This is a genomic window from Microbispora sp. ZYX-F-249, from assembly GCF_039649665.1.
Lineage (GTDB): Bacteria > Actinomycetota > Actinomycetes > Streptosporangiales > Streptosporangiaceae > Microbispora > Microbispora maris.
This window is the reverse complement of sequence record NZ_JBDJAW010000035.1, coordinates 58611-80767: the sequence shown is the minus strand read 5'-3', so window position 1 is coordinate 80767 and position 22157 is coordinate 58611. Positions and strand designations below refer to the sequence as shown.

General features: G+C 72.6%; 18 protein-coding genes and 1 pseudogene. 10 read left to right on the top strand and 9 right to left on the bottom strand.

Going from position 1 to position 22157, the window contains the following annotated elements; translation table 11 throughout:
• The first annotated feature begins 749 nt into the window (after positions 1-749).
• Positions 750-1097: a hypothetical protein gene (locus AAH991_RS31180; RefSeq protein WP_346229502.1), complete on the top strand. Its 348-nt coding sequence runs from the start codon at positions 750-752 to the stop codon at positions 1095-1097.
• Between the two features lie 240 nt (positions 1098-1337).
• On the opposite strand, the gene AAH991_RS31175 is transcribed toward AAH991_RS31180, so the two are convergent.
• Positions 1338-1928, bottom strand: coding sequence for a TetR/AcrR family transcriptional regulator (locus AAH991_RS31175; protein ID WP_346229501.1), 591 nt, complete (start codon positions 1926-1928; stop codon positions 1338-1340).
• A gap of 78 nt (positions 1929-2006) precedes the next feature.
• Between AAH991_RS31175 and AAH991_RS31170 the strand changes: the two genes are divergently transcribed.
• The 3 genes and pseudogenes from AAH991_RS31170 to AAH991_RS31160 all read left to right on the top strand — a co-directional run bounded on the left by AAH991_RS31170 (position 2007) and on the right by AAH991_RS31160 (position 5785).
• Complete coding sequence (locus AAH991_RS31170) at positions 2007-3014, top strand: saccharopine dehydrogenase family protein (RefSeq protein ID WP_346229500.1); 1008 nt, start codon at positions 2007-2009, stop codon at positions 3012-3014.
• 83 nt (positions 3015-3097) lie between these two features.
• Positions 3098-3900, top strand: a pseudogene (locus tag AAH991_RS31165) (transposase).
• A gap of 301 nt (positions 3901-4201) precedes the next feature.
• Positions 4202-5785 (top strand): serine/threonine-protein kinase, encoded by a 1584-nt coding sequence (locus tag AAH991_RS31160; RefSeq protein ID WP_346229499.1) that lies wholly within the window; start codon positions 4202-4204, stop codon positions 5783-5785.
• A gap of 99 nt (positions 5786-5884) precedes the next feature.
• Here the strand turns inward: AAH991_RS31160 and AAH991_RS31155 are convergent, their stop codons facing one another.
• The 3 genes from AAH991_RS31155 to AAH991_RS31140 all read right to left on the bottom strand — a co-directional run bounded on the left by AAH991_RS31155 (position 5885) and on the right by AAH991_RS31140 (position 8984).
• Positions 5885-6706: a DUF6510 family protein gene (locus AAH991_RS31155; protein ID WP_346229498.1), complete on the bottom strand. Its 822-nt coding sequence runs from the start codon at positions 6704-6706 to the stop codon at positions 5885-5887.
• A gap of 364 nt (positions 6707-7070) precedes the next feature.
• Positions 7071-8444 (bottom strand): hypothetical protein, encoded by a 1374-nt coding sequence (locus tag AAH991_RS31145; RefSeq protein WP_346229497.1) that lies wholly within the window; start codon positions 8442-8444, stop codon positions 7071-7073.
• Between the two features lie 87 nt (positions 8445-8531).
• Positions 8532-8984: a hypothetical protein gene (locus tag AAH991_RS31140; RefSeq protein ID WP_346229496.1), complete on the bottom strand. Its 453-nt coding sequence runs from the start codon at positions 8982-8984 to the stop codon at positions 8532-8534.
• Between the two features lie 166 nt (positions 8985-9150).
• On the opposite strand from AAH991_RS31140, the gene AAH991_RS31135 reads away from it, so the two are divergent.
• Together AAH991_RS31135 and AAH991_RS31130 are read left to right on the top strand one after the other, a co-directional pair.
• Positions 9151-11160, top strand: coding sequence for an erythromycin esterase family protein (locus AAH991_RS31135; RefSeq protein ID WP_346229495.1), 2010 nt, complete (start codon positions 9151-9153; stop codon positions 11158-11160).
• Between the two features lie 219 nt (positions 11161-11379).
• Positions 11380-12366 (top strand): alpha/beta fold hydrolase, encoded by a 987-nt coding sequence (locus tag AAH991_RS31130; RefSeq protein WP_346229494.1) that lies wholly within the window; start codon positions 11380-11382, stop codon positions 12364-12366.
• 72 nt (positions 12367-12438) lie between these two features.
• On the opposite strand, the gene katG is transcribed toward AAH991_RS31130, so the two are convergent.
• The 4 genes from katG to AAH991_RS31110 are packed head-to-tail and all read right to left on the bottom strand — an operon-like array spanning position 12439 to position 17864.
• Positions 12439-14670 carry a catalase/peroxidase HPI gene (gene katG / locus AAH991_RS31125; protein ID WP_346229493.1) on the bottom strand — a complete coding sequence of 744 codons (2232 nt, stop codon included), beginning with the start codon at positions 14668-14670 and terminating at the stop codon, positions 12439-12441.
• 33 nt (positions 14671-14703) lie between these two features.
• Complete coding sequence (locus AAH991_RS31120; RefSeq protein WP_182906900.1) at positions 14704-15141, bottom strand: Fur family transcriptional regulator; 438 nt, start codon at positions 15139-15141, stop codon at positions 14704-14706.
• Between the two features lie 33 nt (positions 15142-15174).
• A complete protein-coding gene (locus tag AAH991_RS31115; protein WP_346229492.1) occupies positions 15175-15627 on the bottom strand; it encodes a hypothetical protein in 453 nt (150 codons plus the stop codon).
• Positions 15624-17864: a nitric-oxide reductase large subunit gene (locus AAH991_RS31110; RefSeq protein ID WP_346229491.1), complete on the bottom strand. Its 2241-nt coding sequence runs from the start codon at positions 17862-17864 to the stop codon at positions 15624-15626. Before AAH991_RS31110 ends, AAH991_RS31115 begins: the two co-directional genes overlap by 4 nt.
• A 338-nt stretch (positions 17865-18202) precedes the next feature.
• Here AAH991_RS31110 and AAH991_RS31105 point away from each other — a divergent pair, with 338 nt between their 5' ends.
• From AAH991_RS31105 to AAH991_RS31090, 4 genes are all read left to right on the top strand, one after another.
• The gene (locus tag AAH991_RS31105) at positions 18203-18682 is read left to right on the top strand and encodes a hemerythrin domain-containing protein (protein ID WP_346229490.1); all 480 of its coding nucleotides are present in this window, start codon (positions 18203-18205) and stop codon (positions 18680-18682) included.
• Between the two features lie 186 nt (positions 18683-18868).
• Positions 18869-19171 (top strand): hypothetical protein, encoded by a 303-nt coding sequence (locus tag AAH991_RS31100; RefSeq protein WP_346229489.1) that lies wholly within the window; start codon positions 18869-18871, stop codon positions 19169-19171.
• 92 nt (positions 19172-19263) lie between these two features.
• Positions 19264-19632 (top strand): MmcQ/YjbR family DNA-binding protein, encoded by a 369-nt coding sequence (locus AAH991_RS31095; RefSeq protein WP_346229488.1) that lies wholly within the window; start codon positions 19264-19266, stop codon positions 19630-19632.
• Positions 19633-19646: 14 nt separating this feature from the next.
• A complete protein-coding gene (locus AAH991_RS31090) occupies positions 19647-20630 on the top strand; it encodes a DUF2804 domain-containing protein (protein WP_346229487.1) in 984 nt (327 codons plus the stop codon).
• A 17-nt stretch (positions 20631-20647) separates the two neighbouring features.
• Here the strand turns inward: AAH991_RS31090 and AAH991_RS31085 are convergent, their stop codons facing one another.
• A complete protein-coding gene (locus AAH991_RS31085) occupies positions 20648-21991 on the bottom strand; it encodes a glycoside hydrolase family 6 protein (RefSeq protein WP_346229486.1) in 1344 nt (447 codons plus the stop codon).
• Between the last annotated feature and the right edge of the window lie 166 nt (positions 21992-22157).

Below are 22157 nucleotides of genomic sequence, written 5' to 3'. Positions count from 1 at the left end.
GGCGCCGCGACGCTGGCCTGCGCCGTGTTCACCGGCCTGTGGCTGGCCGCGGCCCGTACGCCGAGGGACGTCCGAGCCGAACAACCAGAAGGCCGAGCAGTCGGTGAGCCGCTGCCGACAGCTCCTCCCAGCCGGCCCACGTCTTGAGCCGCTCGGCGTGGGCCTGCTGGGTCATCCGCAGCCCTTCGGTGCCCAAGAGAACCCGGAAGCGGCGGGTCGCCGGGGGTCTGCCACCTCGAGCAGCACCCCGGCCCGCCGTGGCAGGGCTCCCGACGTCGAGTCCCTGTGCGAACTTCGCGAAACTCTCGCGCACCTCGTCATAGAGCGGGACGGCCGCGGACGTTCCCTGCGTCGCAAACTGGCCACATGCGGCTGCCGCTTCATGGGCGCCTCAAACGCCTCGTTTCAGGGGGGCGTCACCATGAGGTTCGCGGAGGTCGGTCGGTGCTGGATCTCCTCGGCCTGCGCGGGCGTCGTTCCCGGCCGCAGTCCTGCGTCAATCTCGGCCCGGCGGACCCACGTGCGCACCGTCTCGGCCGCGCCGTCATGCCGCGGCCGCCTTCGGGCCTTGACGGGCCGCCCCAGCCGGCTCTCTCTGACGGGAGCGGCCAGGCGTCCGGGCGTCGGACCCGAGATCGCCCAGAGGCTGGTGCGCCAGGCCCACCGCGAGTGCCCGTACTCCGCCCGAGGCTCCGCACTCTGGTCACCGCCGGCGATCCGGCCCATCCTTGGGGGTGGGAGGTGCCGGCGTGCTCTACCGGATCCTGGCGGACACGATCACGAGCTGGGTGGACGCGGACATCCCCCGCGACGACGGCGAGCGGCCCTCGGGCACGCGGCTGCGCGGGGGGTGGGCGTCGGGTGGTCCGTGCTCCTCGCTGAACGGGCTGCGCCTGCCGCCGCTGAACAACCCCCGGCTCCGGTTCTGGTACACCGCGGAGGGCTGGCGCGTGTACGGCCGGGCCCACTGGGCCGAACTGCGCGAGGCGGGTCACACCGTACGGGTGATCCGCGTCAAGAACGCTCCCGGCTCCCGGGTGGCCTACCGCGACCGCTACCAGCTCGCCCTTCTCCCTCCGTCCCCGGGAAGGCGCTGACGACCGCCGCCGGATCGCGGCGAGGCGATCCCACACGGTCCATCAGCATCGTCACCTGGCCGTGACCGACCGCGATGCCGCAGCGTGAGCTCGGCGTGCACGCAACGCCCGGCCCGCCCGCGCAACTCCGTCAGATACCCGCACGTCTCGGCGTCCCTGTCGGGTCAGAAGCGGGTGGGTGCCGGGGACGGTAGCCCTCCACCTCCACTCCGCAGCACCACACGACGGGCCGGGACAGTGTCAGTCCCCGGCTCCGGCGTCGATGCTGCCGAGGATCAGGTCGGTCAGCGCCGCGATGGCCTCGGCGACGACGGCCCGCCCCCGGTTCAGCTCCGCGGCGATCGCCTCAGCTGCGCCCAGCGCGCCGACGCAGCGCAGCCGGAGGGCTTCCTGGGTAAGCCCGGAGTACGGCCGCAGGGCGGTGGCCATCAGGTCCGTGTAGCCGTCGAGCAACTCGCGCTCGATCGCCTCCATCTCCTGGTTGCCCTTCAACGCGGCCGAGATGGCGGTCCACTCCGGCATGTCGGTGGCGCAGGCGAAGTAGGCGGCGCTCAGGACGCGAGCTATCTCGCGGGGGACGGCCGGGGCGTCGCGCAGGGCCTCCTCCAGGGCGGCCTGGTGCCGCTCGTCGAGCCGCCGGTAGAGCGCGATCAGCAGGCCGGGGCGGGTGCCGAAGTGGTCGTAGACGATCGGCCTGCTCACTCCGGCGGCCTCCGCCAGGCTGAGCAGCGTGAGGCTGTCGGTGCCGTGAGCGCGCACGATCGCCATGGCGGTGTCGAGCAGTTGCTCCCGTCTGGCCGGCCTGGACAGGCGAGTCGATCCCGTGGTCATCGTCCTCCCTTGCTTTACCTCCCAGGATAAGCTACAAAATGTAACCTACAGAATGTAAGTTAGTGAGAGGGCATCACTGTGGAGCGCTCCGTACTGATCATGGGCGGGTCCGGCCAGGTGGGCGCGGAGACCGCGGACCTCCTGCGCCGGTGGTACCCGGAGCTGCCGTTGACGATCGCGGCCCGCGATCTCGACCGCGCCAGGCGGGTCGCCGACGAGCTCGGCGGCGCGACCGCCGTGACCATCGATGTGCGGCGGGACGGCCTCGGCCTCCAGCGGACCGACGGCTACTCGGCGGTCGTGGCAGCGGTGTGGGACAGCCGCCTGAACGGACTGCGTTACGCACAAGACCGCGGCCTGCCGTACGTCAGCATCTCCAACGGCCTGGTCGACATCGGACCCGAGGTCGTCGCCGCCGGCCTGCGAGCCGGTGCGGCGCCGATCCTGCTGGCCAGCCACTGGTACGCGGGAATCGTCGTCCTCGCGGTGCTCGGCCTCGCCCGCGAGTTCGACCGGCTCGACACCATCGAGGTCAGCGGCGTGCTGGACGAACAGGACGGCGGCGGACCCGCGGCCGTGGCGGACGTGGCACGCCTGCTGGCCGCCACTTCGGCGGGGCCCGTCCGCCGAGACGGCGTCTTCGACTGGGTCAGCGGCCCCGACGCGCAGGTGGAGGTCACCAGCGTCGACGGCGCCGTGCTGCCCGGCCAGATCGTTCCCATCCTCGACGTGCCGAGCCTGGCCGTCGCGACAGGCGCGGCCAACGTCCGCGTCGCGTTCGCGATCGGTGAATCGGCAGGCAGGCGGCGCGGCGGGCCCCCGTCCGCGGAGGTCAGGATCGACCTTGAAGGCGTGGATCGCGTTGGCGCACCCCTCAGGACGAGCCGCTACCTCCTCCACCCGGAGGGGCAGCGCCCCCTGACGGCGCTCGGCGTCGCCCTCGGCGTCGAGCGGCTGCTCGGCCTGCGCGGCGCCCCCGTCCAGCCCGGTCTCCACACCCCCGAGGCGTTGATCGACCCCGGCTACGCGGCCGAGCGGTTGGCGGAGATCGGCGCCACCATCACCGGCGCGCACGGCGGTCACTGACTCCGCCGAACGAGAGTCGCGGGCGGCGCATTCGTGAGATGCCCTGGCTCATGATGGCTCTGTCAGGCACGGGCCGCGCCGCCATGGCGGGTGGAGACCTCACTGACGAGGAGTGGTCCTTGATCGAGCCGCACTTGCCGCTGGGTGAGCGAGGCCCGATCCCGGACCTGCGGCAGCAGTTCGACGCGGTGATGTGGCGATTTCGGACCGCTAACCCGTGGCGGGACTTGCCGGCCGCTCAGTACGGGCCCTGGTCCACGGTCTTGACCGGTTCTGCTCGTGGGCGGTGAGTGGGGGGTTCGAGCGGCTGATGCTGGCGGTGATCGCTGAGGCCGCAGCTCCGGGCAGGCCGACCTCGACCTGGTCAGCGTGGACTCCACCACGGCCCGCGCTCACCATCACGCTGCTGGGATGGCGCTGGACGGCGAGCTGGCCGCAGCACTACAGGAAGCGGCCGAGCAGGAGAAGGGGCTGCGCCAAAGGGGCAAAACGCCTGTAAACGATGGCCTCGACGACGGTGAGGGGTTCGCGCGCCGGCCTGCGCCGGCGGCACAGGTTCCGGCTGAAGGTGGGGAAGCTGGGCCGCCCGCGTACCAGGCCGGGCGCGGTGGCCGCCGACAAGGCCTACTCCTCCCGCGGCAACCGCATCTACCTGCGCCGGCGCGGGATCAAGGCGGTCATCCCGGAGAAGGCCGACCAGGCGGCCAACCGCAAGAAGCGCGGCTCTCGCGGCGGTCGCCCGGTCCGTCATGATCCGGATCTCTATAAGGAGCGCAACGCGGTGGAACGGTGCATCAATCAGGTCAAGGAGTGGCGTGGCCTGGCCTTCCGGTTCGACAAGACCCCCGACAGGATTCCCATGCGCGGCCTACAACTGGCTCGATGACGAGGCGTTCTGCGCGACCTTCGTCCGCGGCCTTACCCCGCACGAGGCGCTGGCCCGCCTTGGCATTGACGTATTCGACGGCGATGACGAGGAAGGCGATATCGAGGAGGGCCTCATCTCTGCCCGGTCAGCCGAGGGCGGGCACGCGGCGGGCCGTCCCGGGAGCCTTTGCCCCGCCGCGGCTCCTTCCGGCAACACGGCAAGGCCGTCCCGTTCGCGCGATCCTCGCGAACGGGGCCTGCAAAGCGATCTTCCATGGGGATACTGGGGTTTGACCGTGCCCCCGACCCACCGGAGAGTCATGCCGCAGCCGCTGGAGCCGAGCGATCCCGTACGCCTGGGCTCCTACCGCATCACCGGCAGGATCGGCGAGGGAGGCCAAGGCGTCGTCTACCTCGGCGAGGCGGAGTCCGGCGACCTCGTCGCGGTCAAGCTCTTCCACGCGCGGCTCGGCCGGGACGCCGCGGCCCGTGCCGACTTCACCCGCGAGGCGGAGCTCGCCCGCAGGGTCGCCCGGTTCTGCACGGCCCAGGTGCTGGAGTCCGGCATGGACGGCGGCCGGCCGTTCATCGTGAGCGAGTACGTCGAGGGGCCTCCGCTGAACCAGGTGGTGGCCGCGCGGGGGCCGTTGTCGGGCGGCGCGCTCGAACGGCTCGCCATCGGCACGGCCACCGCTCTGGTCGCCCTGCACGACGCCGGGGTCGTCCACCGGGACTTCAAGCCGCAGAACGTGCTGATCGGATCGGACGGGCCGCGCGTCATCGACTTTGGGATCGCCCGCGCCCTCGCCGCCACGAGCACGGTGACCAGCCAGGTCGTCGGGACGCCCGCCTACATGGCGCCCGAGCAGCTCGCGGCCGGCGAGCTCGGTTTCGCCCTCGACGTGTTCGCCTGGGCGTCCACGATCGCGTTCGCCGCCACGGGCCGCCCGCCGTTCGGCGCCGACGCCATCCCCGCCATCATCAACAGGATCCTCAACCAGGAGCCCGGCCTGGAGGGGATCGAGGCGCCGCTGCGCGACCTGCTCGCGGCCTGCCTCGCCAAGGACCCGGGACGGCGGCCGACCGCGCGGGAGATCCTCGACCGCCTCGTGCGCCCGCGCCACGAGGCGCGGTCCGCAGCGGCCGCGCCTGACGCAGGGTTCGTACCCGCCGCATCCGGTGCACCGTCCGCGCCGGCCGTACCCGCCGCATCCGGTGCGCCGGGTCCGCCGTCCGGGCCGGTGACCGTGCCCGGAGGCGGTCGGCGCAGGCGGGTCCGGGCCGTCATCGCCGTCCTCGTAGCCGTGGCGGCCACGGTGGCCGCCGCCGTCGCGCTGCTGCCGTCACTGCCGTGGTCGCCGGCGGGAACCCGCGCCCCCGAAACGGAGCGAGCGGCGGCGGCCGGCACGGCCCCGGCCGCCTCGGCGGACACCGGCGGCGGCTCGTCTCCGTCCGGAGCCCCGTCGCCCGCCGCCTCGCGATCCGCGTCGCCCGCCTCCTCGCACCGGCCGCGGGTGAGCCGGTCGACGGCCAGGCCGGACACCACCCGGCCGGCCCTGACGAGGACGGTCACCACACGTCCGACAGTCCGCCACTCGAAGACGACCGTGCCGGTCCCCGCCGACTCTCCGGCCGCGAAACCGGCGCGGCCCTCGCCCACGCCGGTCAAGCGGGTCGTGGAGCTGGGACCCGGGCATTTCACCGAGTACTGCGTGAGCATCGGCTGGGAGTGGGTCGAGTACCGGGAGACGCCCACACCCGGGGCGTACTGCGTCAAGCGGAAGGGCGACACCATGTATCTGACCCAGAGCCGGCGCGACGCGGGCTGCCGCTGGCGCTTCCACGACCCGGCGGCCTTCCACCGGTTCAAGGACAAGTCGAACTACTGCTACGCGTACCGCTGACCGCTCCGCCGGCGGCGGCCCGCTCACGACGAAATCGCGGGCGACGCGGTCGTTGTAGCAGAACACGGGGCCGGGCGACTCCGGCTGCCGGCTCGACGGTCATAGGCCCGCGCCGGGCTGTCCGCCCTCGTGCGCGGCGAACGCGCCCGGGCTCGTGCCGCCCAGCGGGATGCGCAGGGTGGTGGCGCCGCGCAGGTCGAGCCAGGCCGCGTCCGCGCTCCGGACCAGGCGCAGCACGACCTCCTCGCATCCCGGGCAGCGGGCCACGAGGCCGGAAGCCCGGTCGTACACGCGCAGACGGGCCACAGGACCGGTCAGGCCGCAGGAGGCGCAGCGGCTGACGGCGGCCGAGACGTCGGCCGTGAGGATCTCGGCCAGCGGACCGGCCAGGGCGTTCCCGTCGAGATGGTCGGCCTGCATGTCAGTCTCCCGTGGGACCGAAGCGTTCGGTTCTGATGCGGGCGGGGTCGTGGCAGAGCCCCCACCAGGAGCGCCGCCGCGGCCTCCGCGAAGCCGGTGGGGCCGCACACGTAGCGGTCGGCCTCGCCGTACGGGCCGAGATCGGCGGCGGTGAGGCGGCCGGGCGGCCTCGGGTGCCCGTCGGGGCGGGGCCGTCCGGACGCCCGACGAACCAGCCGCCCACGGGCCGCGCAGCTCCAGCTCGTCGCCGGGCTCCATGTCCATGGTGAGGTACGGCGAGACCTCGCCGTCGGGCACCCGCTGCACGGTCAGCTCCACGCCCTCGGGCCCGGCGAGGGAGTAGCTGCGGCGGGCGGAGTAGCCGTCCTCGGCCGTGAGCTTGACGTCGACGTGCTGACCGGCCAGATGGCCCGGGCGGACGGGCACGTCGAAGACCAGCGTGCGGGCGGTGGGGTTCTCGTCGCGCACCCCGACCAGGCGCGCGACGCGCCATCCAGTCATCGGCGTAGCGCTGCTCGCGCCACGGGTCGCCGTAGTTGTGGTAGCCCGCGGTCCCCCAGAAACCCGGCCAGTCCTCGGTCAGCAGCCGGATGCCGCGCAGCACGTGCGGCGTGGGCCCGGCCGACAGCACGGGGAAGTCCTCGGTGAGGTACTGGCCGGGCGGGAGCCGGTCGTCCTCACCCCTGCGTCTGCCGCGGAACCCGCGGGTGAAGGTGGTCACCGCCGGATCGTAGAGTCCGCCGGGACGCCGCACCGCCCGGGGGCGGGGGAGAGACCTCCGGAACCCGGTCACGGCGTCAGGACGATCGAACCGGTGCCAGTACCGGTACACCTGGACGGCGCGGCGAGCCGTATGCGCTCGACGTCAGGGGCCTTGCAGGGGGATCACTCTGCGGAACTTGCCGCCGGGCGACCGCTCGGGTGGCTCCTCGGCGCGTTCGAGCGTGATCTGGCCGGCATCGTGCTCGGCCAGCAGCCGGCCGATCTCGTCGCGCACCGCCTGCCACACGGACTCGGGGTCGGCGCCGTGCGCGGGCTTCAGGCGTATGCGCAGGGTGGTGGACGCGGTCTGGACGAGCTGGAACTGCTCGATGCCGGGAAGACGGTCCAGCAGAGTGCCGAAGAGCATCGGGGAGATGCCGGCGTGCTCGCCGCGGCCGGTGGGGAAGGCGAGCATTTCGGCCGCGCGGCCCTGCACCCGGACGGCGGGCAGCGGGCTGCCGCACGGGCAGGGGCCGGGACGCAGCAGGACGTTGTCGCCCAGGTCGTAGCGGAGGATCGGCTGGACCTGGTTGGCGAGGTTGGTCAGCAGAACCGTGTGCGACGGCCGGCCTGGCGGGACGGGCCGATAATCGGCGTCGACCGGCTCCAGCACGGCCCAGTCGCTGTTGACATGGAGCCAGTCGTCCGCGCAGCCGTACGCGAGGAAGCCGCACTCGGTGGCGGCGTAGGCGGAGCGGACCTGGGCGTGGAAGGCGCGGGCGATCCTGGCGCGGTTGTCCGCCGTCAGCGCCTCACCGCCCGCGATGACCATCCCCGGGTGAATGCGCAGGCGGCCGGCCTCCTGCTCCCCGGCCAGCAGCCCGAGCATGCCGGAGAAGCCGGTGAGTGAGCTGGGCTTGTAACGGTTGAGCTCGGCGGCCAGGTCCGCGAGCGGCTGGTGTATCGAGAACTCTCGCAGCATCCAGCCGAGCCGCGGGTGGTCCCGGCGGAACCGCGCAGCCGACGCGACGGTGGCGAAGTGGCCGCCGGGTGCGGAGACGATCGCCGTGCGCCCGGCGCCGCGCAGGAGGCGGAGGATGTCCGCGGCCCCCAGCCCGGCGCGGGCCCGCCGTCCGACGGCGTTGCCCACGGCCACGCTCCGCTCGTCCTGAAGGAAGATGCCCCGCAGGCCGCTGGTGCCGGAGGTGGTGGTCACGAGGTAGCGCCCCTGGAACCGCTCGCCCACCAGAGCCGGGTCGGCCACGAACGCCTGGGCCTTCTCGAGCGTCACGTCGCGGTCGGTGACCCACTCGTCGAAGCGGGCCATCAGCGTCTTCTTGTCGGTGACCGGAAGGAGCGCCGGGTCGGCGACCTCTTCCGGCAGCGCCCGGTACAACTCGCGGAAGTACGGCGAGCGGGCGCGAGCGAAGGCCACGATCTCGGCCAGGCGGGCGCGTTGCCGCTGCCTGATCGCCGCGGGCCCCTGCCGCAGGACGCGTCGTGCGTCGCGCGCGAGTCGCCGCACGCTTTCGGTCATGGTGGGCCGTTCCTTCCTTCTGAGGGGACCCCGGCGCGGATCGGCGGACGCCGCTCCCGCCCGGGTGGATGACTCGCAGGGAGCGCGTCACGGAGCGCCGGTGTCCGGCCGCACCGAGAGCAGGCCGTGCAGGGCGATGCCGAGGCCGTGCCGCGCCGCCTCCCACAGCTCGTCCTGGGATCGGCCGAGCTCGACGCTCGCCAGGCTCGCCTGCTGGATGGCGCCGATCAGGGCTCCGGTCATCGCCGCCGCGGTGATCGGATCCAACCGGCCGGGGAACGCCTTCATCAGCTCGCCGGCGATCCGCCGCTGCAGATCCATCATCAGGTAGAGGCCCTTGGCCTGGAGCGCCGGTGTCGTCAGCACCAGCCGGGTCGCCGCCGACAACTCCTCGGGCTCCTTGCGCGGCACGGCCGGCCGGCGGCGGGTGGCGTACTCCTGGACCATCCTCGCCAGCAACTCGCCGGGCCCCTCCTGCGGCCGTCGTTCCGCGAGTGTCCCGAGCAGCAGGTCGAAGATGTGCTCGGTGTCGGCGAGCACCACCTCGTCCTTGCTGCGGAAGTAGTTGAAATCGAGTGACGTGCATCCGCGCCTGGCGGAGGCCGAGCACGATCCCGGGCGCCGTCCCCGGCTGCACGTCGGACAGGCCGTGTTTGCACTGCCGGGAAGGGGGTATTCGGCTGCGCGATTGCAGGAGGCGAGCCGCATGGACGATCGCCTGTTTTCGGATCGCCGGGACGCGGGCTCGGTGCTCGCGGGGCTCCTCGGGCACTACCGGGACTTGCCCGGCGTCGTCGTCCTCGGCCTGCCGCCCGGCGGTGTGCCCGTGGCGTACGAGGTGGCGACGGGCCTGGGGCACCCGCTCGACGCGCTGCCGGTGCGCAAGCTCGGCACGCCCGGCCGCGAGGAGCTCGCGATGGGGGCGATCTCCGGCGGCGGAGTGATCGTGCTCGACGAGGACGTCGTCCGCGGGCTCGGCATCCAGTCCGACACCATCCGGCAGGTGGTGGAGCGGGAGGCCCGCGAGCTGGCGAGGCGGGAGCGGGCCTACCGCGGCGACGCGCCCGCGCCGGAGCTGCGCGGCAAGACCGTGATCATCGTGGACGACGGGCTGGCGACCGGCGCGGGCCTGCGCGCCGCAGTCCGCGCGGTCCGGCAGCGGGAGCCCGCCCGGATCGTGGTCGCCGTGCCCGCCGCGCCGCGGTCCACCTGCCAGGAGCTGTCGGCTCTGGTGGACGAGGTCGTCTGCGCGACCACGCCCACGCCTTTCTTCTCGGCGGGGGAGTCGTACTGGAACTTCAGCCGGATCACCGACGACGAGGTGCGCAAGCTGCTGCGCGCGGCGGTCGCCCGGGTCCCGGCGCGGGCCCGGGCCACGTCCGCGCGGACCGGCCTCGCGGCCCTGCGCTCGCAGCTCGTCCCCACACGGGACGGCGTCCCCTCCGACGAGGTGCTGTGCGGCCTCGTCGGCGACGCGCGGTTCGTGCTGATCGGCGAGGCGTCGCACGGCACCCACGAGTTCTACGCCGCGCGCGCCCACATGACGCGGCGGCTCATCGAGGAGAAGGGCTTCGTCGCCGTGGCGGTGGAGGCCGACTGGCCCGACGCGTACCGGGTGAACCGGTACGTCCGGGGGCGCGGCGACGACGCGTCCGCGGAGGAGGCGCTGCGCGGCTTCCGGCGTTTCCCCACCTGGATGTGGCGGAACGCGGACGTGCTGGAGTTCGCCGGGTGGCTGCGCGAGCACAACGAGCGGCTGGACGAGCGGGCGCGGGCCGGTTTCTACGGGCTCGACCTCTACAGCCTGCACCACTCCGCCGACGAGGTCATCGCGTACCTGGACACGGTGGATCCCGGCGCGGCGGGACGGGCCCGCGACCGATATGCCTGCTTCGACCACAGCGACGGCGACGACGGGCAGGCGTACGGCTTCGCCGCCGCCTTCGGCGCGGGGGAGTCGTGCGAGCGGCGGGTGGTCGACCAACTCGTCGACCTCCAGCGCAACGCGCTGCGCTACCAGCGGGCGCAGGGGCTGCTCGGCGAGGACGAGTTCTTCCACGCCGAGCGGAACGCGGCGGTCGTGGCGGCCGCCGAGCGCTACTACCGCACGATGTTCGGCGGCCGGGTGTCGTCGTGGAACCTGCGCGACCGGCACATGGCCGACACGCTGTTCGCGCTGGCCGAGCACCTCGGCTGGCAGCGCGGCGAGCCGGCGAGGATCGTGGTGTGGGCGCACAACTCCCACCTCGGCGACGCGCGGGCGACGGAGATGGGCGCGCGCGGTGAGCTCAACCTCGGCCGGCTGGTGCGCGAGCACAACCCGGAGGACTGCCGGCTCATCGGCTTCACCACCTACACCGGCACCGTCACGGCGGCCGGCGACTGGGGCCACCCGGCCGAGCGGAAGAACGTGCGCCCGGCGCTGCCCGGCTCCGTCGAGGAGCTGTTCCACGAGGTCGGGCGCGCGGAGTTCCTGGTCGATCTCGCCCGACCGGCCGGCGCGGCGGACGCGCTGCGCGGGGCGCTGCTCGAACGGGCCATCGGAGTCGTGTACCGCCCGGCCACGGAACGGCGGAGCCACTACTTCCAGACCCGCCTGCCCGACCAGTTCGACGCGGTCGTGCACATCGACGAGACCGGCGCCGTGGAGCCCCTGGAGCGTACGGCCCGCTGGGAGCGCGGAGAGGTCCCGGAAACCTACCCGGCGGGGGTCTGAGGCCCCGGCGGCGGGGAGGAGAGCGACTTCTTCCGGCCGGGGAACCCCACCCCGAAGACTCCCCGGACGGCGGGCTCGGCGAACGTCAGGGGCCGGTCACATCGGCCGGCCCTGTGATGTGGCGCCCGGAGCAATTTGCCGGACCGGCAACACGATTCGCGGCGGCGGCACGGTCCGGCGGATGATTCCCGCGAAACCACCAGGAACTTTGGAGGATCGATGGCGCAGCCCGCTCCCGCCGCGGCGGTCACACATCGTCTGGTCCCGTCTCCCGCCGGTCGCATCCACGTCGTGGAGCAGGGCTCGGGGCCGCTGGTGCTGCTGGTGCACGGGTTCCCCGAGTCCTGGTATTCGTGGCGCCACCAACTGCCCGTGCTGGCCGCGGCCGGCTACCGGGCCGTCGCTCTGGACGTCAGGGGCTATGGCCGCTCCTCCAAGCCCGGGGACGTCGCCGCGTACCGGATGCTGGAGCTGGTCGAGGACAACGTCGCGGTCGTGCACGCCCTGGGCGAGCCGACCGCGGTGATCGTGGGTCACGACTGGGGCGCGACCATCGCCGCGAACTCCGCCCTCGTGCGGCCCGAGGTCTTCCGCGCGGTCGGCCTGCTGAGCGTGCCGTACGCTCCGCGCGGCGGGCCGCGGCCCAGCGAGGTGTTCGCGCGGATGGGCGGAGAGGAGGAGTTCTACGCCGGCTACTTCCAGGAGCCCGGCCGGGCCGAGGACGAGATCGAGCCGGACGTCCGCGGCTGGCTCGCCGGCTTCTACGCCGCCCTGTCCGCCGACACCATGCCCTCCGCCGGTGCCCCGGACCCGCACTTCGTGTCCCGGGGCGGAAGGCTGCGCGACCGCTTCCCCTCCGGCCGGATGCCCGCCTGGCTCGGCCAGGACGATCTCGACTTCTACGCCGCCGAGTTCGAACGGACCGGCCTGACCGGGGCGCTGAACCGCTACCGGAACATGGACCGGGACTGGGAGGACCTCGCCGGCTTCGACGGTGCCGCCATCACACAGCCGTCGCTGTTCATCGGCGGCGCGCTGGACGCCTCCACGACCTGGATGGCCGACGCCATCGCGGCCTACCCGGTCACGCTGCCGGGCCTGGTCTCCTCGCGCGTGCTCGACGGCTGCGGCCACTGGATCCAGCAGGAACGCCGAGACGAGGTCAACGACATCCTGACCGGCTGGCTCGCCTCCCTGCCAGCCTGACCACGGGGCCCGCCTGACCACGGGAACGTCCGGGCCGGCCCGCGCGGGCCGGCCCGGACGATCATGCCGGGATCAGATCAGGTCGAACCGGTCGAGGTTCATCACCTTGTCCCACGCCTTGACGAAGTCCTGCACGAACTTCTCCTTGGCGTCGTCGCTGGCGTAGACCTCCGCGACCGCGCGCAGCTCGGAGTTGGCCCCGAAGACGAGGTCGGCCCGGGTGCCGGTCCACTTGACCTCGCCCGTGGCGGCGTCGCGCGCCTCGAACGTGGTCTGGTCCTCCGAGGCCGACTTCCACTCCGTGCCCAGGTCGAGCAGGTTGACGAAGAAGTCGTTGGTCAGGACCTCGGGGGTCTCGGTGAGGACGCCGAGCTTCGACTGCCGGTAGTTGGCGCCCAGGACGCGCAGGCCGCCGACGAGGACCGTCATCTCGGGGGCGCTGAGGTTCAGCAGGTTCGCCCGGTCGATGAGCAGGTACTCGGCGGGAAGCCGGTTGCCCTTCCCGTAGTAGTTGCGGAACCCGTCGGCGGTCGGCTCGAGCGCGGCGAACGACTCCACGTCCGTCTGCTCCTGCGACGCGTCCACGCGACCCGGGGTGAAGGGGACCTCGACGTCGAAGCCCGCGTCCTTGGCGGCCTTCTCCACGGCGGCGCACCCGGCGAGCACGATCACGTCGGCGAGGGAGACCTGCTTGCCGCCGGTCTGGGCGGCGTTGAACGACTGCTGCACGCTCTCCAGGGTGCGCAGCACGGCCGCGAGCTGGTCGGGGTCGTTGACCTCCCACCCGATCTGCGGCTGCAGGCGCACACGCGCGCCGTTGGCGCCGCCCCGCTTGTCGCTGCCGCGGAAGGACGCGGCCGACGCCCATGCGGTGGAGACGAGCTGGGACACCGACAGGCCCGAGGCGAGGATCTGCTCCTTGAGGGCGGCGATGTCCGCGGCGTCGACGAGTTCGTACGTCCGCTCCGGCAGCGGGTCCTGCCACAGCAGCACCTCGCTCGGAACCTCCGGGCCGAGGTAGCGGGCGACCGGCCCCATGTCGCGGTGGGTCAGCTTGAACCACGCACGGGCGAAGGCGTCCGCGAACTCGTCGGGGTTCTCCAGGAAGCGCCGCGAGATCTGCTCGTAGATCGGGTCGAACCGGAGCGCGAGGTCGGTCGTCAGCATCGTCGGGGCGTGACGCTTCGACGGGTCGTGGGCGTCGGGGACGGTGCCCGCCCCGGCGCCGTCCTTAGGCCGCCACTGGTTGGCGCCGGCGGGGCTCTTGAACAGCTCCCACTCATAGCCGAAGAGGACCTCGAAGAAGGTGTTGTCCCACGTGGTCGGGGTGGGCGTCCAGATGACCTCGAGGCCGCTGGTGATCGTGTCGCCGCCCTTGCCGGTGCCGTAGCTGTTCTTCCAGCCCAGGCCCTGCTGCTCGATCGGGGCGGCCTCGGGGTCGGGACCGACGTTGTCGGCCGGGCCGGCGCCGTGGGTCTTGCCGAAGGTGTGGCCACCCGCGATGAGGGCGACCGTCTCCTCGTCGTTCATCGCCATGCGGCGGAACGTCTCACGGATGTCGCGGGCCGCGGCGAGCGGGTCCGGGTTGCCGTTCGGGCCCTCCGGGTTGACGTAGATGAGGCCCATCTGGACCGCGGCGAGCGGGTTCTCCAGCTCACGGTCGCCGCTGTAGCGCTCGTCGCCGAGCCAGGTGGTCTCGGGACCCCAGTAGACGTCGTCGTCGGGCTCCCAGGCGTCCACGCGGCCGCCGGCGAAGCCGAAGGTCTTGAAGCCCATCGACTCCAGGGCGACGTTGCCCGTGAGGATCAGGAGGTCGGCCCAGGAGATCTTCTTGCCGTACTTCTTCTTGACCGGCCACAGCAGGCGGCGGGCCTTGTCGAGGTTCCCGTTGTCGGGCCAGCTGTTGAGCGGGGCGAACCGCTGCTGGCCCGTGCCGGCGCCGCCGCGGCCGTCGCTGATCCGGTAGGTGCCCGCGCTGTGCCACGCCATCCGGACCATGAGCGGGCCGTAGTGGCCGAAGTCGGCCGGCCACCAGTCCTGCGAGGTGGTCAGCACCTCGGCGATGTCCCGCTTCACGGCCGCGAGGTCGAGAGACTTGAACGCCTCACGGTAGTCGTAGTCCTCGCCGAGGGGGTTGGCCACGGCGGGGTTCTTGGCGAGGATCTTGAGGTTGAGCCGCTCCGGCCACCACTGGTGGTTGGCGTTGCCCTGGGTCGGGTGCGGGGCGCGCGTGTGCGCGACCGGGCAGCCGCTTTCACCCTCCGTCTTCGGGTCGACAACGATTGCGTCGTGGTTCTCGGTCAAGGCAATCCTTCTGGAACTAGTCGATCATGGGGCTCAGGAAGCGCGGGCGTTGGAACAGCCGGGGCACAGGCCCCAGTAGATGACGTCGGCCTCGTCGATCGTGAAGCCGTGGTCGTCGGAGGCGGTCAGGCACGGCGCCTCGCCGGCCGCGCAGTCGACGTCGGCGACGACACCGCACGACCGGCACACGACGTGGTGGTGGTTGTCGCCGACGCGGCCCTCGAACCGGGCCGGGCTGCCGGCCGGTTCGATGCGGCGGACGAGTCCCGCTGCGGTCAGGGCATGGAGGGCCTCGTACACGGCTTGCAGGGAGACGTGGCCCACGCGATCGCGGACCCCGGAGGCGATCGCCTCGACGTCGAGGTGGTCACCGCTGCGGACGGTCTCGAGCAGTGCGACGCGGGCGGCCGTCACCCGCAGGCCGGCCCCGCGCAGCTCCTCGGCGGTGGTCGGAGTCCTGGGCGCGATCATGGCGCCCAACCTACAGCCATAAACGCGATGAGTTCAAGAGAACGAATCACCCAAATCTTTTGTTCTCTCAGGTGATGCCGGCTGTTCATGCTCCCTTCCCGGTCCGGGGAAACCGGCGGGGGTGGCGCGGAGACGTCGGGCCAGCAGCCACCCGGTCAGGCCGGTGGCCGCGAGCGTGCCGGCGGCCAGCACGAGGTCGGGCCGGGCGGGGTGGCGTATGGCCTGGACGAGCGTCAGCGATGCGGCCAGAACGACCAGGACGAGGGCGAGGCAGCGGTGGAAGCGCCCTGCCTCCGAGTGCGGCCAGGGCGGCGGCGTCCGGACGTTCTCCCGGGCGTCGTGCTCCGGGCGACAGGGCAACCCCCCGATGGGATGGTGTCCGGGTCGTACGGCGACGTGGCGGGCCAGGCGGTCCAGCCCGGCGGCGATGGCGAGCAGTCCGGCGGCGTAGCCGTCCGCCAGGATCGCCTCGATGGTGAAGATCATGGTGTGTCCACCGGTTCCCGGATGACCGACAGCCGGGGCGCGGGGGTGACCCCGGTGACCGGGTCGGCGGTGGCCTGCCGTCCCCGGTGGCGTACGCCGAGCCAGGCGATCCGGCAGAAGGGCAGGACGCCGCCGACGATGAACAGGGCGTCGCCGGGCAGGCGCAGCCACTCGAGCAGGGTGTTGGTGCGGCCGGTGAGGTAGCCGAGGGAGCGCGCCTCGAAGTAGCCGGAGGCCACCGCCTGGTGCAGTTGCAGGAGGCCCAGCGGCAGCAGGGTGGCGAAGCACATCCAGGCCAGGCCGATGTTGAGGGACCAGAAGGAGACCCTGGCCCACTTCTCCGGCCACCGGTCCGCGGGGATCAGGTAGCGCAGCGCGAACAGGCCGAGGGCGATGGCGAGCATGCCGTAGACGCCCATCATCGAGCCATGTGCGTGGTTGGCGGTCAGGCCGGTGCCGATCTCGTAGTAGGAGACGATCGGAAGGTTGATCAGGAAGCCGAAGACGCCCGCGCCGAGAAAGTTCCAGAAGCCGACGGCGACCAGGAACATCACGGCCCAGCGGTGCGGGAACGGGGTGCGCGACTCCATGTGCTGGCGTGCCCCCAGCTGCAGGAACGACCAGGCCTCCACGGTCAGGAAGGTCAGCGGCACGACCTCCATCGCGGAGAAGAACGCGCCCAGCGCGAGGTGCTCCACGGGCTCGCCGCTGAAGTACAGGTGGTGCATGGTGCCGATCACGCCGCCGGCCGAGTACAGGATGACGTCCAGGTAGATCACCACGAGGGCGACCCGCTCCCGCACCACGCCGAGCTGGACGAACATGTAGGCGACCATGGCGGTGGTGAACAGTTCGAGGAAGTCCTCCACCCACAGGTGCACCACCCAGAACCGCCAGAAGTCGGTGACGGTGAAGGTGTCGCCCGGGCGAGCCAGCAGCCCGACCGCGTAGACGCCGGGGATCGCCAGGCCGGACAGGAAGAATATCCAGGGCAGGTTGCCGCGGCTGTCCCTCGACAGGGTGGTGCGCAGCACCCGCCACATCATCACCGCCCACAGGGCCATGCCGGCGGTCAGCAGGATCTGCCAGACGCGGGGGAGGTCGAGCCATTCGAACTGCTGGCTGCCCCAGAAGTCGCCCGGCCGGATGAACCCGTGGATGCTCAGCCCCTCCGCGATCAGGGAGCCGGACGCCACGACGGCGAGGGCCGCCAGAAGCGACCAGGCGAGCCTCCCGTGGCCGCGCGGCTCGGCTCCGGCCATGAGCGGGGCCAGGAAGATGCCGGCCGCGAGGAAGGCGGCCACCACCCAGAACAGCGACAGCTGCAGGTGCCAGGTGCGGGCCAGGTTGAAAGGCAGCAACTCGGCCAGGTTGAGGCCGAAGAAACTCGTGAGATCGGCGCGATAGTGCTCCGTCGCACCGCCCAGTAGCACCTGCGCGAGGAAGAGCAGCGCGACGACGAGGAAGAAGAACGCGGTGACCCGCTGCGCGGGCGTGAGCGCCACCTCATCGGGGGAGTGGAAGTCGATCGCCTCGGCCTGACGGCCCCGCCAGCCCAGATGTCCGCCCCACCGGCCGACGGCGCCGAACAGCGCACCGATGCCGACCAGAAGGGCGACCAGCGACACCACGCTCCACAGCACGGTGTCGGCGGTGGGCACGTTGCCGACCAACGGCTCGGCGGGCCAGTTGTTGGTGTAGGAGTAGACCGCTCCGGGGCGTTCGGCCGAGGCGATCCAGGCCGTCCAGGACAGGAACGCGGTCAGCTGACGGATCTGCCGTGGATCCGTGATCGCGTGCGGGCGCAGCCCCTTGTCCGTACGGGGGTCGGCGAAGTAGTCGCGATAGTGCCCGGTGAGCGCGGTGAAGGCGGCCGCCTGCGCCCGCGTGTAGGTCAGCACCCCCGTACGGGGGTCGTAGCGGTTGGTCCGGAACTCCCGTACGACCCGCTCACGAGCCTGGTCGCCGCCGCCGCGCGACCGGAGGGCGGCGGTGGCGGCGCGACGCAGGTAGTCGGCCGTGTAGTCCGGCCCGAGATAGCCCCCGTGCCCGAGCACCGACCCGTACTGCATCAGCCCGTTGGCCAGGAAGACCTTCTGCCCGTCGGCGATGTCGCGGCCGGTGTACAGCTCCTGCCCGGATTCGCCCACCACCAGCCGCGGTACGGGCGGCCCCGCGGTGTACGTACGGAACGCGAGCAGGCCCATGACGAAGAACCCGAACACGGCCACCAGCACAGCCGCCTGAATCCAGCGTCTGGAGACCAGAAGCTCTCTGCGCGTCCCCGTCCCCGGACCCATCGATCACCGTTCCCGATAAGGCAGGGGGAGAGGGTTCCTACTCCTACCGGGCGCGGCCGCAGCGGTCGAGAGGACACGCCCTCGGCGGGCGGACCCGCGGCATCGCGCGAGCCGCCCGGCGGGGGAGAGCACGGGCCGCGACCGGCCCGGCGGGTGACGGGGGACCCGTACGGGGAGGTCCAAGGTCCCTGCCCCGCCGGCCCGGCGGCCGGGCATCGTTGGACGAGTCCGGCTGGTGATGGCCCGGACCGCGCCCAGAGCACCTGAGGATCGAGATGTGCGAGTACTGCGGCTGCCAGGCCGTGACCGTGATCGGCGAGCTGACCCGTGAGCACGATCTGGTGGTCGACCTGATCGGAGACGCGCGTACGGCGTACGCCGCCGGCGACACCGACGCCATGACCGCGATCGCCGGGCGGATCGCCGAGGTGCTCGGCCCGCACACCGAGGTCGAGGAGCACGGCCTGTTCCCCGCGCTGGCGGCCGACTTCCCCGAGCACGTCGCGGGCCTGGAGGCGGAGCACCGGCGCATCGAGGCGGTTCTCGGCGAGGCGGCGGACGGCGCGCCCGGCGATCCCGGCTGGCCGCTCAGGTTGCTCGACGTCCTGAACCTGCTGCGCGCCCACATCCTGAAAGAGCAGGACGGCGTGTTCCCGGCGGCGTTGGCCGGCCTCGCCACCGAGGACTGGGAGGCCGTCGAGGCGGTGCGGGCCCGGGCCGGCACGCTGCTGCGGGCTCCGGGTGGTCAGCTCTGACGGAGCGGGAGCAGCCCCGGATCCCATGACGCGACAGCCGGGTGCCCCAAAGCGACGGCCGGGTGCCCCAAACGGGAGTAGAGCCTCCCATCGGCTTGCGCAAAAGCGGCCGAGGCGGTGCCTCCGGCGTACGCACGGGGGTACCAATGCGGCAGTCCGCGGTTTCCGGAAAGGGGGAATCCCCCCATGACCACAACGACCGAGCACCACCCGCACACGCAGCACGAGCACCTGCACGGCGCCGGGTGCGGCCATGTCGCGGTGCCGCACCGCGACCATGTGGACTACGTCCACGACGGTCATCTGCACCGGGTGCACGAGAACCATGTCGACGAGTGCGAGGAGAGCGCGCACGCCGTCCACGACGTGCACGACCACGAGCACGGGCCGGGGTGCGGGCACGTGGCCGTGCCGCACGGCGACCACGTCGACTACATCCACGACGGCCACCGCCACGTCCGCCACGACGGCCACTGGGACGACCACTGACCCTGCCCCTGCCCCGCACCGGCAGGGTGGTGGGGGCGGGGTGCGGCCCGTACCCTGGTCGGTCATGACGATCGTGCGAAGGGACGAGCCGCGTGGGCGATGAGGAGGCGGCGGCCAGGATCCGGGAGATCAGCCTGGCCCTCCCGGAGGCGGTGGAGAAGCCGTTCGGGGGCCACACCGCCCCCGCATACCGGGTCGGCGACAAGATGTTCGCGATGACGAGCGAGGACGGGCGGTCGCTGACGTTCAAGGCCGGGCCGGGAGTGCAGGACGCTCTCGTGGCCTCGGACCCGGAGCGCTTCTTCGTCCCGCCGTACGTCGGCCGCAACGGCTGGGTGGGCGCGCGGCTGGACGCCGATCAGGACTGGGACGAGATCGCCGGGCTGATCGAGGACAGCTACCGGCTGATCGCGCCGAGACGACTGGTCCGGCTCCTCGACGAACGGCCGGCGACACCGTGACCTCGGGCGAACGCGTGACCACCCGCGAACGGGAGATCACCGCGCCCGTCGACCTGTGCCTGCCCGGCGGGCGGCTCGACCCCGGCGCCGTCGGCTGGACCCGCCGCCCGCTCCACCGGGCCAACCTGCGCGGCTGGGGACGGCGCAAGCGCTGGGAATACTGGGGCGTCGTGACGCCCCGCCACATCGTCGGCCTGGTGGCGTCGTCGCTCGACTACGCCGGTGTGTACGGCCTCTACGTGCTGGACCGGGACACCGGCGAGGAGATCACCAAGGACGTGACGGTCCCGCTGGCCCGCGGCGCCGTGTTCCCCGAGCGCAGCGGGGCCGGGACGGCCGCGGTCAGCGGCGGCGGCCTGGAGATCCGCGTCGACCAGGACCCGGGCGGCGCGACGATCCGGGCCACGGCCCCCGGAGTCGAGGTGGACCTGCGGGCGGCGTCGCCGGAGGGGCACGAGTCGCTGGGCGTGGTGGTGCCCTGGGGCCCGAACCGGTTCCAGTACACCGTGAAGGACGTGGGCCGGCCCGTGCGCGGACGCCTGCGGCTGCCGTCGGGCGAGTACGCCGTCGGCGAGGCGGACTCCTTCGCCGTGCTGGACCACGGCCGGGGCAAGTGGCCGTACGCGGTCACCTGGAACTGGGCGGCGGGCAGCGGGCCGGGCAGGGCCGTCCAGCTCGGCGGCAGATGGACCGACGGCACCGGCTCCACGGAGAACGCGTTGTTCCTCGACGGCCGCCTGCACAAGATCGGCGACGAGCTGCTCTGGTCCTACGACCGGACGGACTGGAAGCGTCCGTGGCGGATCACCGGCCCACGCGTCGAGGTGGAGTTCCATCCGTTCCACGTGCGGGAGGCCCGCACCGAGCTCGGCGTCGTGGGCAGCGAGACGCACCAGTGCTTCGGGCACTTCAGCGGACGGGCCCGGGCCGACGACGGCGCCTGGGTGGACCTGGACGGCCTGACCGGCTGGGCGGAGGAAGCGCGCAACCGCTGGTAGCGGGGCGGGCAGACGCCTCACAGCGGCGGGTAGGCGTTGGCCAGGAGCTGGCGGAACTGCGCACCGAACCACTGTCCCGCCGGCGGGGCGCCCGGGAGCGCGCCGCTGGGCACGTACGCGCCGGTGACGGGGGCGTACGTGGGATCGCACATGGGATCGGGCCGGGTGCCGTCGGGAGCGATGACGTTCACGCTGGAGCCGTCCGAGACACCCGGCTGCTTGATCCAGGCGTACGCGTCGATGCCGATCGCGGGGATGGCCCGAGGGCGCTCGCCGAGCCCGGCGCCGGCCTGGTTGCACCAGTTGCCGACGCTCTTGCGGCGGTCCACCCGGGATTCGTCGACGAACCGGTTCACGTCGGTGGAGGTGCTCCGGTGGAGCGGGCGGTCCGGGCCGCCCCAGCCGCTGCGCGAGGTGTCGATCACCATGCCGATGCCGGAGGGGAACCCGGCCGCGATGAGCCGCTGCCGGAACGCCTGGGCGAAGGAGAGCTCGTCCACGTAGTCGTTCCACTCGACCCAGCGCGACATTTTCACCGGCTGTCCGTTGATCTTCGTCTCGGCGGTGAAGTGCGGCTCGGCCAGGGCGTTGTAGCCCCCGACGTTGACCGTGAAGCCGTGCACCGGCGACGGTCCGCCGCCGGACGCGCCCGCGATGCTCGCGAGCAGGTCGGCGGCCCGGCCGAAGTTGGCGGAGTGGCCGGCGAAGCCGTGGTGGGAGGCGTCGAGGTAGACGTACACGTTGGGGATGGCGTGCAGCCGGGTGATCGCGTACCGCAGCGCCTGCGGGTAGGCGCCGCTCGCCTGGACGGCGCCGCAGCGGCCCGTGGTGGCGGGCACGAGCAGCCCGGGCAGGAAGTCGGGCTCGACGATCGCCACGATGCGCAGCCGCTGGTAGGCCGGGTCGGCCAGGATCTCGGCGATCGGGTCGACGTACTCGGTCCGGTAGCGGTTCAGGCCGTCGGCCGCCACGCTGAAGTCCCCGTTGGAGACCGGGCGGGTGCAGTTGCGGTCCGGCAGGTCGTTCAGCACGACCTGGAACGTGAGCGGGCTCGATCCACCGGCGGCCTGCAGGACCGCCTCGTCCAGATGCGCGCGCAGCCCGGGCGAGGAGGGCGTCCCCTCGACGCGGGAGACGCGGTCGAGCCAGACGGCGGTCGGGCTGATGGCGACCACCGCGCCGCCGGGCTCCGCCGCGGCCGACGCGTACCACCAGGGGTCGACGTAGCCGTGGGCGGCCACGTACGGGTTGTCGACGCGGGTGTCGGCGGCGGCAGGGGCGCTCGTGAGGACCGCCATGACCGGCAGGAGGACCAGCGCCGCGACCATCGCCCCGAGACGCGTTCCGAGACGCACCGCCATGCCGTGCCTCCTCGACCGATGCCGTGGGATCTTCCTGCTCAGCACGATCACTCAGGCGGCGGGCGCGGACAACACCGGATCGGCGCGCCGGCCGTCCGCGAAGCCCCGCCGCGTGCTCTGATCTCGGTGGATTCCGCTGCCCGCGATGCCCGCCGTCTGAAAGCTT

What these genes read in the sequence shown, in the direction of transcription:
- AAH991_RS31105 (WP_346229490.1), top strand. Translation starts at nt 18,203, where the DNA reads ATGTGCGAGTACTGCGGCTGCCAGGCCGTGACCGTGATCGGCGAGCTG.
- AAH991_RS31130 (WP_346229494.1), top strand. Translation starts at nt 11,380, where the DNA reads ATGGCGCAGCCCGCTCCCGCCGCGGCGGTCACACATCGTCTGGTCCCG.
- AAH991_RS31145 (WP_346229497.1), bottom strand. Translation starts at nt 8,444, where the DNA reads ATGACCGAAAGCGTGCGGCGACTCGCGCGCGACGCACGACGCGTCCTG.
- AAH991_RS31175 (WP_346229501.1), bottom strand. Translation starts at nt 1,928, where the DNA reads ATGACCACGGGATCGACTCGCCTGTCCAGGCCGGCCAGACGGGAGCAA.
- AAH991_RS31085 (WP_346229486.1), bottom strand. Translation starts at nt 21,991, where the DNA reads ATGGCGGTGCGTCTCGGAACGCGTCTCGGGGCGATGGTCGCGGCGCTG.
- AAH991_RS31100 (WP_346229489.1), top strand. Translation starts at nt 18,869, where the DNA reads ATGACCACAACGACCGAGCACCACCCGCACACGCAGCACGAGCACCTG.
- AAH991_RS31120 (WP_182906900.1), bottom strand. Translation starts at nt 15,141, where the DNA reads ATGATCGCGCCCAGGACTCCGACCACCGCCGAGGAGCTGCGCGGGGCC.
- AAH991_RS31135 (WP_346229495.1), top strand. Translation starts at nt 9,151, where the DNA reads ATGGACGATCGCCTGTTTTCGGATCGCCGGGACGCGGGCTCGGTGCTC.
- AAH991_RS31160 (WP_346229499.1), top strand. Translation starts at nt 4,202, where the DNA reads ATGCCGCAGCCGCTGGAGCCGAGCGATCCCGTACGCCTGGGCTCCTAC.
- AAH991_RS31155 (WP_346229498.1), bottom strand. Translation starts at nt 6,706, where the DNA reads ATGACTGGATGGCGCGTCGCGCGCCTGGTCGGGGTGCGCGACGAGAAC.
- AAH991_RS31115 (WP_346229492.1), bottom strand. Translation starts at nt 15,627, where the DNA reads ATGATCTTCACCATCGAGGCGATCCTGGCGGACGGCTACGCCGCCGGA.